19 protein-coding genes are annotated in these 22,191 nt (G+C 68.9%); 5 read left to right on the plus strand and 14 right to left on the minus strand.

Translation table 11 applies throughout. The annotated features are described in order from the left end of the window. The first annotated feature begins 117 nt into the window (after positions 1-117). Both ABZ453_RS40955 and katG read left to right on the plus strand, forming a co-directional pair. Complete coding sequence (locus ABZ453_RS40955) at positions 118-555, plus strand: Fur family transcriptional regulator (protein WP_359023510.1); 438 nt, start codon at positions 118-120, stop codon at positions 553-555. Between the two features lie 25 nt (positions 556-580). After that, entirely contained in the window at positions 581-2,779 is a 2,199-nt protein-coding gene (gene katG, locus ABZ453_RS40960; protein ID WP_359023512.1) for a catalase/peroxidase HPI, read from the plus strand. A 66-nt stretch (positions 2,780-2,845) separates the two neighbouring features. Here katG and ABZ453_RS40965 read toward each other — a convergent pair whose 3' ends face one another. From ABZ453_RS40965 to ABZ453_RS40980, 4 genes are all read right to left on the minus strand, one after another. Continuing rightward, positions 2,846-3,697 (minus strand): RNA polymerase sigma-70 factor, encoded by an 852-nt coding sequence (locus ABZ453_RS40965; RefSeq protein ID WP_359023514.1) that lies wholly within the window; start codon positions 3,695-3,697, stop codon positions 2,846-2,848. Beyond that, positions 3,694-4,260, minus strand: coding sequence for a carboxymuconolactone decarboxylase family protein (locus tag ABZ453_RS40970; protein WP_359023516.1), 567 nt, complete (start codon positions 4,258-4,260; stop codon positions 3,694-3,696). Before ABZ453_RS40970 ends, ABZ453_RS40965 begins: the two co-directional genes overlap by 4 nt. Before the next feature lie 133 nt (positions 4,261-4,393). After that, positions 4,394-5,272 (minus strand): LysR substrate-binding domain-containing protein, encoded by an 879-nt coding sequence (locus tag ABZ453_RS40975; protein WP_359023518.1) that lies wholly within the window; start codon positions 5,270-5,272, stop codon positions 4,394-4,396. Positions 5,273-5,351: 79 nt separating this feature from the next. Then, positions 5,352-6,152, minus strand: a complete 801-nt coding sequence (locus ABZ453_RS40980; protein WP_359023520.1) for a hypothetical protein — start codon at positions 6,150-6,152, stop codon at positions 5,352-5,354. Between the two features lie 386 nt (positions 6,153-6,538). Between ABZ453_RS40980 and ABZ453_RS40985 the strand changes: the two genes are divergently transcribed. Further along, positions 6,539-7,384 (plus strand): alpha/beta hydrolase, encoded by an 846-nt coding sequence (locus ABZ453_RS40985; protein ID WP_359023522.1) that lies wholly within the window; start codon positions 6,539-6,541, stop codon positions 7,382-7,384. A gap of 1,240 nt (positions 7,385-8,624) precedes the next feature. Then, positions 8,625-9,062, plus strand: coding sequence for a cupin domain-containing protein (locus ABZ453_RS40990; protein ID WP_359023524.1), 438 nt, complete (start codon positions 8,625-8,627; stop codon positions 9,060-9,062). A 171-nt stretch (positions 9,063-9,233) separates the two neighbouring features. Here ABZ453_RS40990 and ABZ453_RS40995 read toward each other — a convergent pair whose 3' ends face one another. The 8 genes from ABZ453_RS40995 to solA form a co-directional block, all read right to left on the minus strand. Next, positions 9,234-10,217 carry a D-2-hydroxyacid dehydrogenase gene (locus tag ABZ453_RS40995; protein ID WP_359023526.1) on the minus strand — a complete coding sequence of 328 codons (984 nt, stop codon included), beginning with the start codon at positions 10,215-10,217 and terminating at the stop codon, positions 9,234-9,236. Between the two features lies 1 nt (position 10,218). Then, the gene (locus tag ABZ453_RS41000) at positions 10,219-11,670 is read right to left on the minus strand and encodes an NAD-dependent succinate-semialdehyde dehydrogenase (RefSeq protein WP_359023528.1); all 1,452 of its coding nucleotides are present in this window, start codon (positions 11,668-11,670) and stop codon (positions 10,219-10,221) included. A 41-nt stretch (positions 11,671-11,711) separates the two neighbouring features. After that, positions 11,712-12,992: an FAD-binding oxidoreductase gene (locus ABZ453_RS41005; RefSeq protein WP_359023530.1), complete on the minus strand. Its 1,281-nt coding sequence runs from the start codon at positions 12,990-12,992 to the stop codon at positions 11,712-11,714. 257 nt (positions 12,993-13,249) lie between these two features. Then, entirely contained in the window at positions 13,250-14,017 is a 768-nt protein-coding gene (locus ABZ453_RS41010) for an amino acid ABC transporter ATP-binding protein (RefSeq protein WP_130438146.1), read from the minus strand. Beyond that, positions 14,014-14,973, minus strand: a complete 960-nt coding sequence (locus tag ABZ453_RS41015; protein ID WP_359023533.1) for an amino acid ABC transporter permease — start codon at positions 14,971-14,973, stop codon at positions 14,014-14,016. The genes ABZ453_RS41010 and ABZ453_RS41015 overlap by 4 nt, the downstream gene beginning before the upstream one ends. A gap of 1 nt (position 14,974) precedes the next feature. Then, positions 14,975-15,994, minus strand: coding sequence for an ABC transporter substrate-binding protein (locus ABZ453_RS41020; protein ID WP_359023535.1), 1,020 nt, complete (start codon positions 15,992-15,994; stop codon positions 14,975-14,977). Positions 15,995-16,118: 124 nt separating this feature from the next. Next, positions 16,119-16,799, minus strand: a complete 681-nt coding sequence (locus ABZ453_RS41025; RefSeq protein WP_359023537.1) for a haloacid dehalogenase type II — start codon at positions 16,797-16,799, stop codon at positions 16,119-16,121. Between the two features lie 126 nt (positions 16,800-16,925). After that, the gene (gene solA / locus ABZ453_RS41030; RefSeq protein ID WP_359023539.1) at positions 16,926-18,062 is read right to left on the minus strand and encodes an N-methyl-L-tryptophan oxidase; all 1,137 of its coding nucleotides are present in this window, start codon (positions 18,060-18,062) and stop codon (positions 16,926-16,928) included. A gap of 279 nt (positions 18,063-18,341) precedes the next feature. Between solA and ABZ453_RS41035 the strand changes: the two genes are divergently transcribed. After that, the gene (locus ABZ453_RS41035) at positions 18,342-19,964 is read left to right on the plus strand and encodes a PucR family transcriptional regulator ligand-binding domain-containing protein (RefSeq protein ID WP_359023541.1); all 1,623 of its coding nucleotides are present in this window, start codon (positions 18,342-18,344) and stop codon (positions 19,962-19,964) included. A 161-nt stretch (positions 19,965-20,125) separates the two neighbouring features. On the opposite strand, the gene ABZ453_RS41040 is transcribed toward ABZ453_RS41035, so the two are convergent. Further along, a complete protein-coding gene (locus ABZ453_RS41040) occupies positions 20,126-21,184 on the minus strand; it encodes a tartrate dehydrogenase (protein ID WP_359023543.1) in 1,059 nt (352 codons plus the stop codon). A gap of 73 nt (positions 21,185-21,257) precedes the next feature. Then, on the minus strand, positions 21,258-22,130 hold the full coding sequence (locus ABZ453_RS41045) for a LysR family transcriptional regulator (RefSeq protein WP_359023545.1): 873 nt from the start codon (positions 22,128-22,130) through the stop codon (positions 21,258-21,260). Positions 22,131-22,191 lie beyond the last annotated feature (61 nt).

Raw genomic sequence — 22,191 nt, forward strand, 5'->3', positions numbered from 1 at the left:
CTGCGGGGATGTGCGGGGAACGGCCGGCGCGTGGAGCCGGAGGTCACCCGGGCGACACCAAACTTGTACTCCTCGTTTTCTTGAAACGTTCGTGTTTATGGGGGTAGGTTGGCCGCCATGACCACACCCCAGCCAGCGTCCACCGCCGATGAGCTGCGCGGTGCCGGCCTGCGGGTGACGGCCGCCCGCGTCGCACTGCTCGAGACCGTCCGGGACGGTGACCATCTCGACGCCGAGGCCATCGCCTCGGGCGTGCGGACCCGGGTCGGCCACATATCACTGCAAGCCGTGTACGAGGCCCTCAACGCGCTCACCACGGCGGGCCTCGTACGCCGCATCGAACCGCCGGGCAGCCCCGCACGGTTCGAGGGCAGGGTCGGGGACAACCACCACCACCTGGTGTGCCGGTCCTGCGGCGCCGTCTTCGACGTCGACTGCGCGGTGGGTCACGCACCCTGCCTCACCGCGTCCGACGACCGCGGTTTCGCGATCGACGAGGCCGAGGTCATCTACTGGGGCCTGTGTCCCGACTGTTCCACCGCACGCACGGCCTGAGCACCGAACACCCGGAAGGATTCGCATGTCTGAGAACACCCCCGCCGCAGAGGCGAAGTGCCCGGTGGCGCACGACCGCGCCCTGCACCCCACCCAGGGCGGTGGAAACCGCCAGTGGTGGCCGGAGAAGCTCAACCTGAAGATCCTTGCCAAGAACCCCGCGGTGGCCAACCCGCTCGGTGAGGACTTCGACTACGCCGAGGCGTTCCAGGGCCTCGACCTCGCGGCCGTGAAGCAGGACATCGCCGAGGTGCTCACGGACTCCAAGGACTGGTGGCCGGCCGACTTCGGTCACTACGGCCCGTTCATGATCCGTATGGCCTGGCACAGCGCGGGCACCTACCGCATCAGCGACGGCCGCGGCGGCGCCGGCGCCGGTCAGCAGCGCTTCGCCCCGCTCAACAGCTGGCCGGACAACGGCAACCTGGACAAGGCGCGCCGTCTGCTGTGGCCGGTGAAGAAGAAGTACGGCAAGAGCCTGTCCTGGGCCGACCTGATGATCCTCGCCGGCAACGTCGCTCTTGAGTCCATGGGCTTCGAGACCTTCGGCTTCGGCGGCGGCCGCGAGGACGTCTGGGAGTCCGAGGAGGACGTGTACTGGGGTCCCGAGAAGGTCTGGCTGGACGACCAGCGCTACACCGGCGACCGTGAGCTGGAGAGCCCGCTCGGCGCGGTCCAGATGGGCCTCATCTACGTCAACCCCGAGGGCCCGAACGGCAACCCGGACCCGGTCGCCGCGGCCCGCGACATCCGCGAGACGTTCCGCCGCATGGCGATGGACGACGAGGAGACCGTCGCCCTGATCGCCGGCGGCCACACCTTCGGCAAGACCCACGGTGCCGGCCCGGCGGACCACGTCGGCGCCGACCCCGAGGCCGCGCCGATCGAGCAGCAGGGCCTGGGCTGGAAGAGCACCTACGGCACCGGCAAGGGCGGCGACGCGATCACGTCCGGCCTGGAGGTCACCTGGACCGCCACGCCGACCCAGTGGAGCAACGGCTTCTTCAAGAACCTCTTCGAGTACGAGTACGAGCTCACCGAGAGCCCGGCCGGTGCGAAGCAGTGGGTCGCGAAGGACGCCGAGGCGATCATCCCCGACGCGCACGACCCGTCGAAGAAGCGCCTGCCCACCATGCTCACCACCGACCTCTCGCTGCGGTTCGACCCGGTCTACGAGCAGATCTCGCGCCGCTTCTACGAAAACCCCGACCAGTTCGCGGACGCCTTCGCCCGCGCCTGGTTCAAGCTGACCCACCGTGACATGGGCCCGAAGTCGCTGTACCTCGGCCCGGAGGTCCCGGCGGAGACGCTGATCTGGCAGGACCCGCTGCCGGAGCGCGAGGGCGAGCTCATCGACGCCGCCGACGTCACGGCCCTCAAGGCCAAGCTGCTCGACTCGGGTCTGTCCGTCGCGCAGCTGGTGTCCACCGCGTGGGCCTCCGCCTCCACCTTCCGCAACAGCGACAAGCGCGGCGGTGCCAACGGCGCCCGGATCCGTCTGCAGCCGCAGGCCGGCTGGGAGGTCAACGAGCCCGACGAGCTGGCGCAGGTGCTGCGCGTCCTCGAGGGCGTCCAGCAGGAGTTCAACGCGAACTCCGGCGCGAAGAAGGTCTCCCTGGCCGACCTGATCGTCCTCGGCGGTGCCGCCGCGATCGAGAAGGCCGCCAAGGACGGCGGTCACGAGATCGAGGTGCCCTTCACCCCGGGCCGGGTGGACGCCACGGAGGAGCACACCGACGCCGAGTCCTTCGAGGCGCTGGAGCCCACCGCGGACGGCTTCCGCAACTACCTGGGCAAGGGCAACCGGCTGCCGGCCGAGTACCTGCTGCTGGACAAGGCGAACCTGCTGGGCCTGAGCGCGCCCGAGATGACCGTCCTGGTCGGCGGTCTGCGTGTCCTGGGCGCCAACTACCAGAACTCGCAGCTCGGTGTCCTCACCCAGACCCCGGGTTCCCTGACGAACGACTTCTTCGTCAACCTGCTCGACCTGGGCACCACCTGGCGGGCGACCTCGGAGGACCAGAACACCTTCGAGGGCCGCGACGACGTCACGGGCGAGCTCAAGTGGGCGGGCAGCCGCGCCGACCTGGTCTTCGGCTCGAACTCCGAGCTGCGCGCGCTGGCCGAGGTCTACGCGAGCGACGACGCGAAGGAGAAGTTCGTGAAGGACTTCGTGTCGGCCTGGGTCAAGGTCTCGAACGCGGACCGCTTCGACATCGCCTGATCCCGCTGTAGGTCACAGACGCCCGGGCCGGCCCATCAGGGCCGGCCCGGCCGTTCGTGCGGGGACCTACCTGGCCAGTTCGGCCGGTTCGTCGAGCCGTGTCAGCTTCTCCGGGTTCGCCACGGCGTGGATCCGGGTGATCCGCCCGTTCTCCACCACCAGGCTCACCGCGGCCGACCGGCCGGCCAGTTCGACGCGGCCCGCGGGCGAGCCGTTGAGCCACACCGCCGACACCACCCGGTCGGGGCGGGCGAGCAGCCGTGCCACCGGCTCGGCGCCCTGCACGGGGGCCGGAGCGGCGCCGGCCAGTCCGCCGCCGTCGGCGACCAGGACCACGTCCGGCGCGAGGACCTCCATGAGCTCCCGCACACGCCCGGTGCGCAGGGCGGCCAGGAACCGCTCGACCACGGCCCGCTGCTCCGCCGGGCTCACCCGGGTCCGCGGCCGCCGCGCGGCCACGTGCTCCCGGGCCCGGCGCGCGATCTGCCGCACCGCCGCCGCGGACTTCCCCACCGCCTGCGCGATCTCGCCGTACGGCAGCTCGAAGACCTCACGCAGCACGAACACCGCCCGCTCGGTCGGCCCGAGCGTCTCCAGCACGGTGAGCATCGCGATCGACACGCTCTCGGCGAGCTCTACGTCCTCGGCGACGTCCGGGCTGGTCAGCAGGGGTTCGGGCAGCCACTCCCCGACGTACTCCGCACGGCTGCGCGCCAGCGACCGCAGCCGGTTGAGGGCCTGCCGGGTCACGGTCCGCACCAGATAGGCGCGCGGGTCGCGCACCCGCGTCCGGTCGACGTCGGCCCAGCGCAGCCAGGACTCCTGCAGCACGTCCTCCGCGTCGGCCGCCGAGCCGAGCATCTCGTAGGCGACGGTGAACAGCAGGCCGCGGTGGGCGACGAAGGCGTCCTCGGTCATGCGGCCGGCTTCCCCGGACGGCTCGCGAGCGGGATCCCGCAGGCGTCGGAGTAGCCCTGCGAGGCGATGCCGTGCGCGAGGTTGCACCTGGCCGCCAGGTTGGCGAAGCCGATGAACACGGTGAGTTCGACCAGCGCCGCCGGACCGAGCCGCTCCAGCAGCCTCGCGGACAGGTCGTCGGTGACGGTCGGGGGCGTGTTCGTCATCGCCTCGGCGTACTTCAGCACGTCCCGCTCCAGCGGCGTGAACACCTCCGCCTCCCGCCAGCGCGGCACCTGGCTCGCCTTGTTGAGGTCCAGCTTCTGGTTCAGGGCGTGGAAGTAGTTGACGTCCAGACACCAGCCGCAGCCGACCTGGGCCGCCACCGCCATGTGCGCGAACGTCTTCAGGCTCGCGTCGGCGGCCTCGCACTCCGCTACCCGGGCCGCGAACTTCTGGTTGGCCTCGGCGAGTTCGGGGTGGTTCCACAGCACTTCCACGGGCTCGGGCACGGCCCCGAGCTGCTCGACCAGAGCGTCCCTGAGCTCCGGCGCGAGCTCCGCCTTCGGCACACGCAACGTCACGGTGTCCTCCTCGTCCATGGCCCTGTCGGCCGTTCGCCATGAAGACACCGCCAAGGACACCCATGTGACACCGACCCGTCCTTGCGGCCCGCGCGCATTCCGTCTGCTCGGTGATCGGGTCGGGGCCCGGGTGTCAGTCCGGGCCGGGGCCGAGCATGCGGCGCGAGAGCTCGGCGAACTGGAGCAGCTCCGGCATGGTCCGGTGCTTGGAGTAGGCCAGCGCGACCATGCGCGGGGCAACGCCCTCCAACGTCAGGTAGACGACGTCGTCCCGACGGTAGAAGCCGGCCATGCCGGCCGGCATGACATAGCACCCGGAGCCGAAGGCCACGGCCTCCAGGCATTCCTCGATCGTCGCCGGGAAGCGCCCGCCGTCCCCCGGCGACGCCACCGGATCGCGCGGGACACGACCGCGCCATTCCGGCACGTCCCGCGGATCCTGCAGCAGGGCCATGTCGCGCAGGTCCTCGACGTGCACCGCCTTGAGTTCCGCGAGCGGATGGTCACTCGACAACGCCACCACGCGCGGCTCCGGAAAGAGCGGAACCACCTCGAACATGCCCTCGGGCAACGGCAGTCGGACGTAGCAGACGTCGACCCGCCCGTCGATCAGGAAGTCGACCTGGTCGGTGATCGACGTGTGCACGACCTCGATGTCGAGCTGCGGCGCCATCCGGGCGAACTCCCGCACGATGGAGGTGACGACGACACCCGGCATGAAGCCGATGGTGAACTGGTTCACCTCCCGGTGCGCCGTCCGCACCCGCTGCTGCACCGCCTGTGACATCGCCAGCATCGGCCGGGCGTCCTCCAGCAACTGGTGTCCCGCCCGCGTCAGTACGGTGCCCTGCCGGTCCCGCAGGAAGAGGACCACGCCCAAGTCCTCCTCCAACGCCCGGATCTGACGGCTGAGCGCCGGCTGGGTCATGTAGAGGCGGCTCGCAGCCCGCACGAAGCTGCACTCCTCGGCCACGGCCACGAAGTAGCGCACCCGGCGTAAGTCGAGATCCATGAGGCCAATCGTAGCCACACCCCGTCGCGGCACACCGGGACGGCTTCGGTATCGAACAGCCGGACAGCCGGACAGAATGTCAGGGAGCACCGTCCCGATTGCGCCAGCTCAGCGCGTAGGCCGCCCGGCGGGCACGCATCAACTCTCCCAGGGGCCGATGCTCCGTTGCCGCGATCCAGGGGTTGAAGCTGCTCTTCTCGACGGTCTCGGCCAGTTCGTCGTCCGGGGCCTGCCGAGGCAGACGCAGCCGCGCCACGGTGAGCCACGGCGCGTCCCAGCGGACCGAGGAGTCCTCGATCGGCGTACGGCTCTCGTCCTCGAAGAACTGGGCCTGGAGAAGGAACTCCAGATCGTCGTCCGCGAGTCGCCCGTAGATGTCGGCGGCCAGGTCCTTACGGGCTTCCTTGTTGATCGTCGTCGAGGCGGCGCACAGCTTCAACCGGGCCGCGTAGTCACCGAACGCGATGGGCATGATGCTGAAGAAGTCGTGCGTGGCGAATCCGCTGAACGGCTTCACCATGTCCCGGACGTTCGCGAAAGCGCTGCGGGTGAGCCGTGGATTGGTCGCGGCCTTACGGAGCGCGGCTCCCGGCCCACTCGTGGAGAGATCGACGATTCCGACGACATCCGCGCTGCCGCTGACCCGCAGGGTCTCCTGACTGACAAAGGTGAAGTTCTGCTCGACATCGGCGGACGTCGGCGTGGAGGCCCCGAGCACCTTGATCGCGAACCCGCGGATGTCAGGAGCCCGGTCGACGGAGAAGTTTCCGTTGGACAGCCGTACATGTGCGTCAAAGACCGCGGGAGAGGCGAAAATCCCTTGCCTCGCATAGTCGGGAAGATCCTCCTCCACCGCCAACGCGGCCTTGAGAGCGGCCACTTGACTGCGGTGCAGCGCTCGCCCGTGCCCATGCTCTTTCAGTCGCTTGCGTTGCAGTTCACTGAAAACGTGTATCTGCTCCGCATGCTGGGTGCTCTCGTCCGGCAGGAGTACCTCACGCCATTGAGTGCTCGGCATGTTCTGAGACCTCTTCAATTCGCGTCCTGAGTTCCGTCTCCGCAGATCATCACGGCCCCGCACTCGACACGCCAATGCCGATTCCCTCACCCGTCATGCCGATCGGGCATGACGAACCATGATGGTCCGCCTTCTCATTCCGGATCGGCATGGAGGGAAGCAGGATCGGCATTGGCGGACCGAAAGAAATGTCCGCCAGAGTCGTTGTCGCGAGATTCGACTGAACGGCTCGAGAGGAAGAACAACACATGAAATCCACCGCCCGCACCAGAGCACTTGCGGCTGCCGGACTGGTGAGTGCTGCAGTCGTGGCTTCACTGGCCGTGACGAACGCGAGCGCCGTCACGCCCGGGACGATCGATCACACCGTCACCGCGCAGCCGGCGCACCGCGCGAAGCCGACGGTGGTCCTGGTCCACGGGGCGTTCGCCGACTCCTCCAGCTGGAACAGCGAGATCGGCTACCTGCGGGGCCACGGCTACCCGGTCTACGCGATCGACACCCCGCTGCGCGGCCTGCCCTTCGACAGCGCCTATGTCGAGGCACAGCTCAAGACCGTCAAGGGTCCCGTGGTGCTGGTCGGCCACTCCTACGCGGGAGAGGTCATCAGCCAGGTCGCCGCGAAGACACCGAACGTCAAAGCCCTCGTGTACGTGGCCGCTCTCATCCCCAAGGCGGGAGAATCCGCCGGCGCCCTGATCGGACAGTTCCCCGGGTCGCAACTCACTGCGGAGAACTTCCGCACCGTCCCCCTGCCCGGCGGTGACACCGACGTGTACCTCAAGCCCGAGAAGTTCGGGACCGTGTACGGCAACGGGCTGTCGGCGTCCGCCATCCGCACCGCCTCGGTGACCCAGGAACCCATCGCCCTCTCGGCGTTCACCGACAAGGCCACGGTCGATCCGCCGGCGAAGACGCCGAAGTGGGCGGTCATCTCGACCGAGGACCACGCCGTTCCGACGGCCGCCCAGAAGTTCGAGGCCAAGCGCGTGGGCGCCCACATCACCTACACCCGCTCGGGCCACGACGTTCCGTCGATCAGCCCCGCAGCGGTCGACCGAGCCATCGTCGCCGCCGCCAACTCCATACGCTGACCGACCCCTACGGCGGGCCGCACCTGCGGGTGCGCCCCGCCGTAGTCCGCGCACTTTGCCAAAACCGCGACTCAGGAGCCCTGTGCAGCCGGCTCCAGAATCGCCACGCACTCCACGTGGTGCGTCATCGGAAAGGCGTGCGGTTTGAGCCATTCCAGGAAACATGCAGGTCAGAGGTGATTTCGAGGGCGAAATCCAGCCTTCCGGAGCCCCTCATGCGTCATACGTGCGTCACCGCCACGACGATGCGCCAGACGGGCGCGGCCCCCGACCGGTGCCCTGCCCGCAGGCTACGCGGCGGAAGGCCGTGTGCTGGGCCTGTGCGAGTTTGCGGCTCTCTCTCCAACGTCCGTGGAAGCGACGGGGCAGGCCGGCAGATCAGCCGCCGCGGCCCAATGTCCCGGCGGCGATGCACTTCCTGGACGGAGCTGACGGAACCGCGGTAAAGCCGCTTTATAGGGCGACCTTATAAGGAACATCGGCATTGCGTCTTGGCTGCCCGGCCCGCTGCTGGAATCGGCCCCATGACGAACCCAGAACCACCGCATCACCCTCATCCCCGGTGACGGCATCGGGACCGCGGGACCGAGGTCCTGCCGCCCGCCCGGTTCCTGCCGTTCGGCCGCGCCTACTGCAAGGCGAAGGAGAAGTCGTTCTGAGCCGATACCCACGGCGGTGACACTGCGCAGACTTCCGCCACGTGATCGTGGGAAGTCCCCACCGCCCTGGCGGATGCTCGCAGACCCGTCCGTGCCGCTGGATGCGCCCGTGGCGACCGATCCGCTCGTGGATGTCGGACGTCCGAGCCTTGGCAGCCGAACGGGTCACGAGGGCACGTTGCGGGAGCATACAGCTGAGCTTTCAGCTCCCCTTGGACCGATCGGGGCCATGAATGCCCCTCTGGCCTCCCGACTGACACAACGTCCGAACATCGTGACCGCGACGGACAGATCACGCGTGGGCTCCGTGCGGGGCGTCAGAAATACTCGATGGGCCGGGGCAGTCGCACGCTCCACACCGCCGGCGCAGGCCGGTTCCAGCATCATGCCCGGCACGGTCGATCCGGTGCTTGCCGAGGCCGCCCATCAGGTCGCCTTCGGTGATCGGCACGCCTCACCACCACCATGGCGGCGGAGGACGGACAGCACCACCTCAACGCCTTCGATGCCGATCGTCCGGCACTTCATGTCGGAGTCAACACCCGTGGCGGCAGCCGTCAGGCCCCACTCCGAGATGCGTGATGAGTCTGGTCGAACTCGGCCCGGTGCCGCCCGTTATGTCCGCTTCCGATTTTCGTCGTCGTCACATCCACTGGAGGAAGAACATGTCGCTCCTGAAGACCATCGATCCCACCCCCTCCTTCGCGCCCCAGGAGTCCGGCCCGCTGCCGGAACGCCTGATTTCCGGCAACCCGACTTACAAGACCTGGGCCCAGGACGCCGCCCGCGGGGAGACGATCAAAACGGGCGTCTGGGAAGCCACGCCCGGCGAGACGCACTCGATCAAGGGCGAGCTCTTCGAGTTCTGCCACATCCTTTCCGGAGTCATCGAACTCACGCCGGAAGGCGGCGAACCGGTGATCTACAAGGCAGGCGACAGCTTTGTCATGAAGCCGGGCTACGTCGGTGTCTGGAAGACCATCGAAACCGTGCGCAAGATCTACCTGACCGTTTCATAAGCCCGGCTCAGCGAAGCGGTACGGGGCGATGGGACCGGGCGGCTGCCGGCCGGTCCCTCCATGCTGCTCGGCGTCCGGGTCCAGCCAGGTGCCGCAAGTCGGAGAAAGAAAAGCGAGTAGCACGCGCCCCGACCGGTAGGAGTCACCGGCAGAGGCGCGTGCTGCTCGCCTTCAGGCTGGGCGCGTGTCGTCGACCACGTATCCGCGCCGCTTGTCCACCACGTTGCGCAGCGGCCGGCTTTCGATGTGCCGGGCGAAGTTGTCGAGGAACACCTCCACGAGCGCCTCCCGCTCGCTGGTGGTCTCGCCCGCCGTGTGCGGGGAGATCATCACGCCGGGCATGTTCCACAGAGGCGATTCGGCAGGCAGCGGCTCCCGGGCGAACACGTCCAGGGCCGCGCCGGCGAGCCGTCCGGCGGCGAGGTGGTCGACCAGCGCCTCCTCGTCGACGAGTCCGCCCCGGCCTACATTGATCAGCCGCGCCCCCGGCTTCATGGCGGCGAGCACGGAGGCGTCGACCATGGCCCGGGTGTCCTCGGTGAGGGGTGCGGCCAGGACGACGTAGTCCGCTTCCGTCAGCGCATGGCGCAGGGTCCTCGCACCGTGGACCGTGCCGAAGTCGGGGTCGTCCGTGCGGGACTTGCGGCCCGCGCCGCTCACCCGCATTCCGACGGCGCGCAGCAGCCGGGCGATGGCCCGGCCGATCGGCCCCGTCCCCCAGACCAGCACGGTGCGTCCGGTAATGCCGTCACTGGGGCGCGGACGCCACTCGCGGCGCCGCTGGTGCTCCCACGTGCCGGGGAAGTCCTTGGCAAGGGCGAGGATCAGGCCCAGGACGTACTCGGCGGTCGGCTGCTCGTAGACCCCGCGGGCGTTGGTCAGGACAACCTGCGGATCGTCCACCAGGGCGGGGAACATGAAGGAGTCCACGCCTGCGGAGGACGCGTGGACCCAGCGGGGCGCCTTCTGCGGATCGTCGGGCCACGCCTCCCGGATGGCCGGGGTGATGGTCACCCAGGCCAGCAGGACGTCGGCGCCGGCTAGGAGGTAGGGCAGTTCCTCCTCGGTCGCGTAGACGGTTTCCGCGAGGCGCTCGATGCGGTCGGTGGCGGGGGGCCGGTTGCCGCGGTAGAGGACGACGAGTCGCTCGCGCATGTCAGGCTCCGACGGGGACGGCCATGTACTTGTACTCCAGGAACTCGTCGATGCCGATACGTCCGCCTTCGCGGCCCAGGCCGGACTGCTTGACGCCGCCGAAAGGCGCGGCGGGGTTGGAGACCAGTCCGGTGTTGATGCCGATCATGCCGCTTTCGAGGCGTTCCGCGACACGCAGGGCACGGTCGAGGTTCTGGGTGAACAGGTAGGCGGCCAGACCGAATTCGGTGTCGTTGGCGGCGGCGACGGCCTCGTCCTCAGTCTCGAAGGCGCGGATCGCGGCGACGGGGCCGAAGATCTCGGTGTCGATGATCGCGGAGTCGGGGGCGATACCGGTGAGGACGGTGGGCGGGTAGAAGCAGCCCGGTCCCTCGGGGAGTTCACCGCCGGTCAGAGCGGTGGCACCGCGCTTGACGGCGTCCCGCACCAGGTCGTGCGCCTTGCTGCGGCCGGCGAGGTCAATGAGGGGGCCGACGTCGGTGCCGGGTTCGGTGCCGGGTCCGACGGTGAGGGCGGCCATGCGGGCTGCGAGGCGGGAGGCGAACTCCTCGGCGACGGAAGTCTGGACGAAGATGCGGTTGGCCGCGCAGCAGGACTCGCCCATGTTGCGCATCTTGGCGACCATGGTGCCCTCGACGGCCACGTCGAGGTCGGCGTCGTCGAAGACGATGAGGGGTGCGTTGCCGCCCAGTTCCATGGAGGTGCGGATGACAGTGTCGGCGCACTGGGCCAGCAGGATCCGCCCGACCTGGGTGGAGCCGGTGAAGGAGAGCTTGCGGATCTTCCCACCGCGAAGGAGGGGTTCGACGACGCCGGCGGCGTCGGAGGTGGTGACGATGTTCAGCACCCCGGCCGGCAGGCCCGCTTCAGTGAGGATCTCCGCCAGTGCGAGGGTGGTCAGGGGGGTCTGGGGGGCGGGTTTGAGGACGATGGTGCAGCCTGCGGCGACGGCGGGGCCGATCTTGCGGGTGCCCATCGCCAGGGGGAAGTTCCAGGGGGTGATGAGCAGGCAGGGGCCGACGGGCTGACGGGTGACCAGCAGACGGTTCCTGCCGTCGGGGGCGGTCATCATGCCGCCGTCGATGCGCACGGCTTCCTCGGAGAACCAGCGGAAGAACTCCGCGCCGTAGGCGACCTCGGCACGCGCCTCGGCCAGGGGCTTGCCCATCTCCAGGGTCATCAGCAGCGCGAGGTCCTCAGTGCGCGCGATGATGATGTCGTAGGCGCGGCGCAGGATCTCGCTGCGCACGCGCGGCGGGGTGGCGGCCCAGGCGGCCTGCGCGGCGACCGCCGCCTCGACCGCACGCCGACCGTCGTCGGGTGAGGCGTCGGCGACCTGGCACAGTTCCTCGCCGGTGGCCGGGTTGTCGACGGACAGGGTCCGGCCGGACTCCGCGTCCTGCCAATCGCCGCCGATGAACAGCTGCTTGGGAACATCACGGACGACAGTCATCGTGGGTGTCTCCTTATAGGTGTAGAGAGGCTGCCGACCGGTCAGCGGATGCGGTCGAGCGTCTTGTAGTAGGCGCCCGCGAAGGGCAGGAACCAGGCAGTGCCGTTGTAGAGGGGGATGCGAGGCGGGGCGATGTCGCGGACGGGGCTGACCTCGGGGTGGCCGTCCATCACCTCGGCCATGACGTGCCCCATGTGGGTGGCCATCTGCACGCCGTGGCCGGCGTATCCCATGGAGTAGTGGACGCCGTCCTCGGTCTGCCCGGCGTGCACGATGCGGTCCATGGCGAAGCCGACGGAGCCGCCCCACACGTACTCGATCCTCGTGCGGGAGAGCTGGGGGAAGATCTCGCACATCTCACGGAACAGGACGGCCCCGCTCTTCTTGTCCGAGGTGGGGTCGGACGGGGCGAAACGGGCGCGGCCGCCGAACAGCAGCCGGTTGTCCGGGGTGAGCCGGAAGTAGTGGCAGACCTTGTTGGAGTCGACGATGAGGCGGGCCTTGGGGATGATGTCCCGGGCGAACTCCTCGCCGAGCGGCTCGGTGACGATGATGAAGCTGCCCACGCAGACCTGCTGTCGGCGCAGCCACGGGAAGTTCTTGTCGGTGTAGGCGTCGGTGGCCATCATGACCTGCCCGGTACGAATGACACCGCGCTCGGTGCTGACCTCGAACCGGCCGGCGGCGGTACGCCGGACGCCGATGGCCGCGTTGCGCTCGTGGATCTCGACACCTGTGCGCTCGCACGCCTCGGCCATACCGCGCACGAAGCGGCCGACGTGCAGGGCCGCGCTGAACGGGTCGAGCAGGCCGCCGTGGTAGGCGTCGGACCCGATCTCGGACCGCAGCTCGGCCTTGCCGATCAGAGTGGTCTCGTGTCCGAAGTACTTGGCCAGGTCACGTTGTTGGGCCTTCTTGCTCTCGAAGTGGGCGGGGCGAGACGCGACACCCAGGCGTCCGACGCGGCGGAACTGGCAGTCGATGGACTCCTCGTTCACGAGCCGCTCGACGGTGTCCACGGCCTCGCCGTAGGAGTTGTAGATCTCGCGGGCCCGTTCGATTCCGTACCGGCGGATGGCCTGGCCCACGCCGATGGTGAAGCCCAGGTTGGCCATACCGCCGTTGCGGGCGGAGGCACCGGAGCCGATCTGGCCCTTTTCGACGAGGGTGACGCGGGCGCCCTTGCGGGCGGAGTGCAGGGCGGTGGACAGACCCGTCAGGCCGGCGCCGACAACCACCAGGTCGGCGTCCTCGGTCAGCGGCTTACCGGATCGGTCGGGAAACGCCCCGGCGGTTTCTATCCAGTAGGGAATCGTCTTCATTTCGGGTCCTTAGCGGGGAGTTTCGAAGGAGGCGCGGCCGGGCAGCACCGGGGGCCCCGCCGACGGCGATGTCAGTTCTGAGGGCGAGGACGCCAGGGCGATGAGGACCGCGCTGACCGGCTGTGACGGTCGGGGCGACGTCGAAACGGCGGGCGTTGGAGACCATCGGCAGGGCGCGGGTGTCACGCCCACCGCGGTCGGTCAGCGTCTCCTCCAGCCTCGCTGCCGGAGCCGCTGCCACCTGCCGGAGCCGCTGCCTACAGCACCCTTTCGAGGAAGGCCTGGGTTCGTTTCTCACGGGGGTTGGCCAGCACTTCACGGGCGTCACCGCGCTCGACTGCGATGCCTTCGTCCATGAAGAGCACTTCGTCGGCGACCTCGCGGGCGAAGCCCATCTCGTGGGTGACGAGCAGCATGGTCATTCCGTTGCCGGCGAGGTCGCGCATGACGGCGAGTACTTCACCCACGCGCTCGGGGTCCAGCGCGCTGGTGGGTTCGTCGAACAGCATGATGGTGGGTTCCATCGCCAGCGCGCGGGCGATGGCCACGCGCTGCTGCTGGCCGCCGGAGAGTTGAGCGGGGTACTTGTGGCCACAGCCCTTGAGGCCGACCTTGGCCAGCAGCTCCTGTGCCTGCTCCCGGCAGGTGGCGCGGTCCTTCTTCTGCACCAGCACCGGTCCGGACATGACATTGCTTTCGGCGGTCATGTTCGGGAACAGGTTGAACTGCTGGAACACCATGCCGATGCGGGCACGCTGCTCGGCCAGCCGCTGCGGGCGGACGGCGTGGTAGGCGTCGTCCTTCTCGACGTAGCCGAAGTCCTCTCCATTGACCCGCAGGACTCCGCGGTCGACGGTCTCCAGACCGTTGACGCACCGCAGCAATGTCGATTTCCCCGATCCGCTCGGCCCGATGATGCAGGAGATCTCCCCGGCCGCGACGGTCAGGTCGATGTCACGCAGGACCTGGTGACGTCCGAAGCTCTTGCACAGCTTGCGTGCGACGATCGTTCCGTCGGCGTTCACAGCAGGGACTCCCTCGTGGTGGGAACTGGCTGGCCCGCCCCCGGCTCGGCCGACGTGGCGGCCGGGGTCAGCCGTGCCCGGGTCGAGCGGGAGAAACGGCGCTCGATCATGGACTGCGGCACGCTCAGCACCAGCGTCATGATCAGATACCAGAGGCTGGCCACGATCAGCAGCGGGATCGTCTGGTAGTTGCGGGCGTAGATCGACTGTGCGCTGTTCAGCAGATCGGCGACGCCGAGCACGCTCACCAGCGAGGTCTCCTTGAGCATGCCGATCACCTGGTTGCCGGTGGCCGGGATGACCGCCGGCATGGTCTGCGGGATGATCACGTGCCGGAGCTTGGTGAACCCCGACATGCCCAAGGACTCCGCCGCCTCGTGCTGTCCCCGACTGACCGAGGCGAACCCGCCGCGGATGATCTCGGACATGTAGGCGGCCTGGTTGAGCGTCAACCCGACGATGGCCGCGGTCATCGGCGTCATGATCGCGTTCACGTTCACCGGCGTGGAGATGTCGGTGAACGGGATGCCGATCGAGAGGTGCGGGTACAGCGCCGCGATGTTGAACCAGAAGACCAGCTGCACGAGCACCGGGGTGCCGCGGAAGAAGGTGATGTAGAGCTGGGCGAGCCCGGAGACGGGCCGCTGGTGCGACATGCGCATCACCGCCAGCACCAGCCCGAGCAGCGTGCCCAGGGCCATGCTCGCCGCGGTCAGAAGGAGCGTGATCAGCAGGCCGTTGAGGATGGTCTCGGTGGTGAAGTAGCTGAACACCACCGACCAGCGATAGTTCTCGTTCGTCACCGCGGTCCACACCAGACCGGCGACGATCGCGATCGCGACGGCCCAGGCGACGTAGTCACGCGGACGTTTCGGCGTGATCCGCTTCTTTTCTTCGGCCAGCAGTTGTGACACCGGTCGGCTCCTGGTCTTCGTACCGATCAGATCCGTGGACATGTCAGTCCTGCGGGACTGCCATGGCCGCGGTCTTGATCCCGAGGTCCTTGAGACCCCAGCGGTCCAGCGCCTGGGTGTACTTGGGGTCGTCGATGATCGACTGGATGGCAGCCTTCACCGCGGGGGTCAGCGGCGAGTCCTTCTTCAACGCGACGGTCGCGGGCTTGGTGGCCACCAGGGGCTTGAGGACGTCGAACGTCTTGGGCTGCTGCGCGGCCGCCCACTCGAGCGAGATGAAGTCGTACATCACCGCGTCGATCCGCTTGGAGACCAGCTGGGTCAGAGCGTCGTTCACGCTGGGCAGGCTCACCGACTTGATGGCCGGCTTGCCCTTGTTCGTACAGTCCTGCTTGGACAGCTGGGGCAGCCACTGCAGCTCCGCGGTGCTGCCGGAGGGGACGGCGACGCGGTGCCCGCACAGTGTGTGGGTGCCCAGCTTCTGCGGGTTGCCGTAAGGGACGGACACGCCGGTCCCGGAGTTGACGTAGTCGACCATGTCGAGCACCTTCAGCCGGTCGCTGGTGGCACCCATGGTGGAGGCGGTGAAGTCGTACCGATCGGCCTGCAGTCCGGTGATGATGGTGTCGAACTTGACGTTGTTGATCTGGAGTTTCAGGCCGAGCTTGGCGGCGATCAGCCGGGACATGTCCGGGTTGAACCCGATCGGGGTCTTGTTGTCCGATGCCATGAACGTGGTGGGCGGATAGGCCAGGTCCATGGCCACCGAGAGCGTGCCCTTGGCCTTCACCACCGCGGGCAGCAGCTTCACCGCGTTCTGGTCCGGCGTCACGCCCACCGAGATGTCGTCGGTGTGCTCGGCCGACGCGCCGGATCCCCCGCCCTGCGTCGTGCTCTTCGCCGCCGCGTTCTGTGCGGTGCCAGTTGCCCCGCACGCGGCGAGCGCGAGGGCCAGGGCGGTGGTGACGATCGGGATGCTCAGGTGTCTGTTGACCTGCATCGCGGCGGCCACGGCGCCTGCGGTGCGGAATACGTTTCTGCGGCCTGTCCGGTTGGTTTCCATGGCGGTGCCTCCTGGAGAATCCTGGGGATACGGGGATACGGGGATACGGGGATACGGGGATACGGGGAATCCGTGATGCGGGGACGACGTGCGGATCGGACGGGGGGCGGGTGCGCGTCGCGCGTCAGATGCCCAGCATCTGGTTGAGCTCGTCCAGGGACTTGACGGTCACGTAGTCGTAGCCGTGGGTGACCGGGTCGCAGCCGCGGTCCAGCAGGACGAGGTTGCGGAAGCCCATGTCGTGCATCGGCATCAGGTCGTAGCGGGTGTGCGAGGAGACGTGCACGAAGTCCTCGGGGGACGCGTCGAGCTGGTCGAGCATGTACTCGAACGCGGCGTAGCGGGGCTTGTAGTAGCCGGCCTGCTCGGCGGTGAAGACGGCGTGGAAGTCGGCGCCCAGCCGCGGCACGCTTTCCGCGAGGAAGGAGTCGTCGGCGTTGGACAGGATCACCAGCTTGTAGTGCTCACCCATCTTCTTCAGCGGCTCCGGCACGTCCGCGTGCGGCCCCCAGCTGCGCACACCGTCGGCCAGCCGCTTGCCCGCGTCCGGGGCCGCCGTGACGCTCCACTTGCGGCAGACCCGCTCGAAGGCGGCCTGCAGCGTCTGCTCGTAGGGGTAGTACTTGTCGAGGACCGAGTCGTAGCGGTAGCCGCGGAACTCCTTGACGAACTGGTCCCAGTGCTCGGCCTGGATCTGGTCGCCGACGAGCTCACGCGTGATGGGGGTCATCGGCCACTCGATCAACGTGCCGTAGCAGTCGAACGAGACGTACTTCGGGCGGAACTGGAACGAGGGAATGGGCATGGAGGTGCTCCACTTTCTTGCGTCGGGGGACCGGTCAGGGCCAGCGCGGACCCTCTTTAGGCATGCTCATGACAGAGATGTCGGGAGTGGGGAGTGGGGGGCGATGACGTCGACCATCGCCGGGGATCAGGCGGCGCCGACTCCTGCCGGAGCAAGGAAGTCGACAGGGTGCTCCGTGGTGCCGTAGAGCGCCAGGTCGGCGGCGATCTCTCCCATCGCGGGCGAGAACTTGAAACCGCTGCCGGAGAACCCGGCCATGACGATGATGTCGTCCTCGCCGGGGAGATGACCGACGATCGGGTTTCCGGACTCCGTGTAGCCCTCCATGTAGGCCGACGTCCTGATGGGATCGGGGTTCAGGTCGGGCATGAGTTCACCGATGAGCTCGCGGAAGACACCGAGTTCTTCGGGGCGGACGGTACGGTCGAGCCGATCGGGCTCGGGCACCGGCGCATGGTATTTGAAGGAGAGGCCGAGCTTGACGGAGATGCCGTCGGGCGACGGGATTCCGAAGCAGTCGTGGGGTGCGGCGCGCACGAAGGAAGGGGCACCGCCCGCGAACCAGTCGTGGCGGGTGGGCAGGTGCCAGGAGCAGAGCACCCGGCGGACGTCAACGGTCCGGGGGAGGCCCGCGAGCAGGGTGTTGATCCAGGGGCCCACGGTCACCACGGCGGCGTCCACGTGGTCCGTGCCCAGGTCGGTGACGATCTGCACCCCGCCGCCCGCCGCGGGGACGACCTCGCGCACCGTGGTGTAGCGGTGCAGCCGGGCGCCCAGGTGCTCGGCACGGGCGGCGGCGGCCTGGATCGACGCCTCCGGCCTGATGACGGCGCCCAACCGGTCGAGGACAGCGGTGTGTCCGCCCGGGAGCCGGTGCTGCGGGTAGCGGCGGCCGAGTTCCTCCCGGTCCAAGACCTCGTGATCCAGCCCGTGCGCGGCGCTGGTGGACAGGAGGAGGCGCATGGACGGAGAGGCGGTCTCTCCCATCACGAGGCTGCCGCTGCGGCGTCGCAGCGACCGGCCCGTCTCCGCCTGGAGCTGCTCCCACATCCGGTCCGCCAGCCGCAGCAGCGGAATGTACGCGGGCTCGCCGAGGTGGGCGGCTCGGTAGATCCGGCTCTCGCCCCCGGCCGCGCCTCGGTCGTGCCCCGGTGCGTAACGGTCGTAGCCGATGACCTCGGCTCCGCGGGCGGCCAGTCGCCACATGGCCTGGCTGCCCATGCTGCCGGCACCGATCACGGCGACGCGCTTCGGGATGCGCATGAAGTCGCTCCTCTCGATGGTGTGGTCCGGGTGGCAATCGGGCCCCAGCACGGTGCGGAACACCGTGCGGACCTTTCCAGTCCGGATCCTGCTGGGGATGGCGTTCACTTTCCGCCCGGCAGAACCTGCAGGTCAACCCACACAGTGTTCCGACTCGGGGCCTTCTCGAGACGGTCTGTCACTGCGGACGGCCGGACTGCACAAATGAGGGCTCTCCTCTTGTCACGATGAGTGGCCGGTGCGAAGGTGAGCCCGATTCCCTCGGATGAAAGACCCCCTATGCCGCCCAGACACCATGCAACCGGGCACTTCCCTACCCTTAAGGAGGTACTGGGCCTGCCCGTGCTCGCCGAGGGGATGCCGCGCGTGCTGGCCGGCGAGTCGCAACTGGACAGCCCGGTGCGCTGGGTGCATGTCACCGAGCTGCTCAACCCCGCGGACTTCCTGGAGGGCGGCGAGCTGATCCTGACGACCGGTGTGCCGCATCCAGAGGACGCCTCCGAGCTGCGCGGCTATGTCGACCAGCTCGCGGATGTCGGCGCGGCCGGCCTGATCGTGGAGCTCGGTTACCGGTACCAGAAGGTGCCCCAGGAGCTGGTGGCGGCGTGCCGCGCTCGTGACGTGCCGCTGGTCGAGCTGGCCCGGGGCGTCCGGTTCATCGACGTCACGCAGACCGTGCACGCGCTCATCCTGGACGCCCAGGGGGCCCTGCTGCGCCGCGGACGGGACATCCAGGACATCTTCACCGCTCTGACGCTGCGGGGCGCGGACCCCGAGGAACTGGTGCACACCACCGCGGAGCTCACCGGAGCCCCCGTGGTACTGGAGGATCTCACCCACCGGGTTCTGATGTGCGAGCTGCTCGGCCGGCCGTACGAGCCGGTGGTGTCGGCCTGGTCGCGGCGTTCGCGGGCCGCCCCGACACCGGAGAGGATCACGCCGAGCGGCCCGGAGGGGTGGCTGATCGCGCCGGTGCAGGATCACCACGGCCCGTGGGGGCGGCTGGTCCTGCTGGAGGACCGGCTGAGCGCCGAGCCCGACCCGGAACACGTCCTGGTGCTGGAGCGTGCGGCGATCGCGCTGACCATGGCGCGTCTGGCGGGGCAGGCCTGGTGGGAGCGCCGAGCCCACCGCTCCGTACTGCGGGACCTGTACGAACGGCGTTTCCGCTCCCCCGCGGACGCCCGTGCCCGCGCCGAGGCACTGGGACTGCCCACCCTCGGACACCGCCTCTTCGCCGTGGTCATCCGCCACCCGTACACCGGCACCGAGGGGGAACACCTCGACGAGCGGATCGCGAAGGCGCTGACGCACACCGGTGTCCGCGCCCTGGTCGGCGATACGGCCCCGGGCCGTATCGGTGTACTCATGGCCCTGGCACAGGCGAGCGCCTGGCAGCCGGTCGCCGAGCAGATCGGCCGCCTGACCCGGGAAGAGCTCGGACCACGGGCAGTCGTCGCCGTCGGCCCCGGGGTGACCGACCTCGGCGGGATCGCCCGGTCGTGGCAGGAGGCGGAGCAGACGGCCGAGGCCATCACACCGGCCTCCCCCGAGCGGTGGTTCTACGTCCCCGCCGACGTCCGGCTGCCGGAGTTGCTGGGCATCCTTCGGGAAGACACCCGTCTTCAGCGGTACGCCGAACGGCAACTGACCCGCCTCATCGAGCACGACGACCGCAACAGCGGCGATCTGCTCCCGGCACTGCGCGCCTATCTGGCGGCGGCCGGGAACAAGTCGGTCGCGGCGAAACGCGCCGGCATGTCCCGACAGGCGTACTACCAGCGCCTGCACACCATCGAGCGGCTCCTCGGCTGCGACCTGGAATCAGGTCTGGAGCGCACGTCCCTGCACGTCGCGGTGCTGGTTCTGGACGCGGGAGAAGCAGCTGTTCCCGGCGTATGACGAGCACGTCGGCCGTAACCCGCGTCGCGGCGACCGGTACCCGAGGAGACGCCTTGTGTACGTGCGTCGGGTCCGACCTCACGTTCACCGCATGGCCCGGGCGCGCGGGGGGCGACCGGTGGGCGGCGTCGTCCCTTCCGCCCACCGCGGAAGAACATGGCTCAGAGGAGCTCGATCAGCCTGTCGGTGAACTCGGCGGTGGTCGCGGTTCCGCCCAGGTCACGGGTGCGGGTATCGGTCTTGGCCAGGACCGACGCGATCGCGTCCGTGATGTCCTTGGCCGCGGCTGGATGGCCGAGGTGGTCGAGCATCATGGCCGCGGACCAGATCGCGCCCAACGGGTTGGCGATGCCCTGGCCTGCGATGTCGGGCGCTGAGCCGTGTACGGGCTCGAACATCGAGGGGAAGTCACCCTCGGGGTTGAGGTTGGCCGCCGGGGCGATCCCGATGGATCCGGCGACCGCGGCCGCGAGGTCGCTGAGAATGTCGCCGAAGAGGTTGGAGGCGACGACGACGTCGAAGCGGGCGGGATCGAGGACGAACTTGGCCGCCAGCGCGTCGATGTGCTCCTGGTCCCAGGTGACGCCGGGGTGCTCGGCGGCCCGCTCGGCGATCAGCTCGTCCCAGAACGGCATGGTGTGAATGATGCCGTTGGACTTCGTGGCGGAGGTGAGCTTCCCTCGGCGGCGGGCGGCGAGCGAGAACGCGTAGTCGGCGATACGGGTGACCCCGGCCCGGGTGAACACCGCTTCCTGGACGGCCAGCTCCTCGGGCGTGCCCTGGTTCAGCCGTCCGCCGATCTCGCTGTACTCGCCCTCGGCGTTCTCCCGCACGACGACGAGATCGACCTCGCCCGGCTGTGCGCCGCGCACCGGACTGTCGATGCCTGCGAAGACACGGACGGGCCGGAGGTTGACGTACTGGCGGAAGCTGCGCCGTATCGGGATCAGCAACCCCCACAGCGAGACATGGTCCGGCACCCCCAGGTAGCCGACGGCGCCCAGCAGGATCGCGTCTTTGTCGCGCAGCTGGTCGATCCCGTCGGCGGGCATCATCGCGCCCTCCCGCAGGTACCGCTCGCACGACCAGTCGTACGACGTGTAGGACAGGCTGAAGCCGTGGCGGCGGCCGAGCACATCGAGCACCTGCTGTGCTGGGGGCAGTACCTCGGCGCCGATGCCGTCGCCGGGGATCAGGGCAATGCGGTGGTTGGTCTTCATGCCGTCGATTGCAGCAAGGCGGTCCGCGGGGCGTCCAAGACGCAAAGCGGATATCCCTTATAAGGGGCGCCTATCAGCTGCCGGCGGCCGTGACGAACGCGGCAGCTGCCGGCGACAGGCTGCCGCGGCGGCTGACGAGAGCGATGTCCAAGGTGGTCTCCGGCTCGATGTCCAGGACGCGGGCGCCCAGCTGCCGGGCGAGGTCCCGCCAGGAATCCATGACCACCGCGAGCCCGACACCGGCCAGTACCAGGGGCATGAGCGACACCCGGTGCTCGGTCTCGGCGGCGACGGTGAACTCGATGCCCTGTTCCCGCAGCGCGTCGACGTAGGCGCGCATCCCGGTACCCGGCTGCCCGACGATCAGCCGCTGTCCTGCCAGCTCCTGGCACTCCACCGCCGTCCGATCAGCGAACGGGCCGTCGGCCGGCACCATCAGCACAAAGCGCTGCCGCCCCAGCGCATGGGAGACGACCTCCTTGTCGGAGAGCGGCCCGGCGGACGCCAAGAGCCCCAGTTCCACGGCACCCGAGCGCACCATGTCGATCACATCACGCGAGGTGAACGCCGCTTTGATGGCCACGGAGACGCCCGGATACCGGTGGCTGAAGGCACTCACCAGACTCGTCAGCGGCTCCACCGCCTGCGACGGCACGGATGCCAGGTCCAGGCGCCCCTCACGCAGCTCATGCACCGCCGCGACACTCGCCCGCGCCGTCTCCAGACTCCGCACGGCCTCCCGGGCAGGCTCGATCAGAGCCCTTCCGGCCTCCGTCAGCACTGCCCTACGCCCGATGCGATGGAACAACTCGGAACCGAGATCACGCTCCAGTGCCCGCACGGCCTGCGACAGCGACGGCTGCGACACGTACAGAGCCGAGGCCGCACGGTTGAACCCCCCACGATCAACGATCGCAAGGAAGTACTCCAGCTGCCGAATATCCATTACGCCCCCTCTGCCCTTCAGCGAAGCAGCCGACGACTCGATGGTCCCGACCATGGTCGCG

Origin of the sequence: Streptomyces sp. NPDC005799, from assembly GCF_040630525.1 — a bacterium.
GTDB lineage: Bacteria > Actinomycetota > Actinomycetes > Streptomycetales > Streptomycetaceae > Streptomyces > Streptomyces griseorubiginosus_B.

Excerpts from the sequence above, each read along its gene's own strand:
- ABZ453_RS40965 (WP_359023514.1), bottom strand. The coding sequence starts at position 3,697 with ATGACCGAGGACGCCTTCGTCGCCCACCGCGGCCTGCTGTTCACCGTC.
- katG (WP_359023512.1), top strand. The coding sequence starts at position 581 with ATGTCTGAGAACACCCCCGCCGCAGAGGCGAAGTGCCCGGTGGCGCAC.
- solA (WP_359023539.1), bottom strand. The coding sequence starts at position 18,062 with ATGCGCATCCCGAAGCGCGTCGCCGTGATCGGTGCCGGCAGCATGGGC.
- ABZ453_RS40990 (WP_359023524.1), top strand. The coding sequence starts at position 8,625 with ATGAGTCTGGTCGAACTCGGCCCGGTGCCGCCCGTTATGTCCGCTTCC.
- ABZ453_RS40975 (WP_359023518.1), bottom strand. The coding sequence starts at position 5,272 with ATGGATCTCGACTTACGCCGGGTGCGCTACTTCGTGGCCGTGGCCGAG.
- ABZ453_RS41005 (WP_359023530.1), bottom strand. The coding sequence starts at position 12,992 with ATGAAGACGATTCCCTACTGGATAGAAACCGCCGGGGCGTTTCCCGAC.
- ABZ453_RS41000 (WP_359023528.1), bottom strand. The coding sequence starts at position 11,670 with ATGACTGTCGTCCGTGATGTTCCCAAGCAGCTGTTCATCGGCGGCGAT.
- ABZ453_RS41015 (WP_359023533.1), bottom strand. The coding sequence starts at position 14,973 with ATGTCCACGGATCTGATCGGTACGAAGACCAGGAGCCGACCGGTGTCA.
- ABZ453_RS40985 (WP_359023522.1), top strand. The coding sequence starts at position 6,539 with ATGAAATCCACCGCCCGCACCAGAGCACTTGCGGCTGCCGGACTGGTG.
- ABZ453_RS41040 (WP_359023543.1), bottom strand. The coding sequence starts at position 21,184 with ATGAAGACCAACCACCGCATTGCCCTGATCCCCGGCGACGGCATCGGC.
- ABZ453_RS41045 (WP_359023545.1), bottom strand. The coding sequence starts at position 22,130 with ATGGATATTCGGCAGCTGGAGTACTTCCTTGCGATCGTTGATCGTGGG.
- ABZ453_RS40995 (WP_359023526.1), bottom strand. The coding sequence starts at position 10,217 with ATGCGCGAGCGACTCGTCGTCCTCTACCGCGGCAACCGGCCCCCCGCC.
- ABZ453_RS41035 (WP_359023541.1), top strand. The coding sequence starts at position 18,342 with ATGCCGCCCAGACACCATGCAACCGGGCACTTCCCTACCCTTAAGGAG.
- ABZ453_RS41020 (WP_359023535.1), bottom strand. The coding sequence starts at position 15,994 with ATGGAAACCAACCGGACAGGCCGCAGAAACGTATTCCGCACCGCAGGC.
- ABZ453_RS41025 (WP_359023537.1), bottom strand. The coding sequence starts at position 16,799 with ATGCCCATTCCCTCGTTCCAGTTCCGCCCGAAGTACGTCTCGTTCGAC.
- ABZ453_RS40955 (WP_359023510.1), top strand. The coding sequence starts at position 118 with ATGACCACACCCCAGCCAGCGTCCACCGCCGATGAGCTGCGCGGTGCC.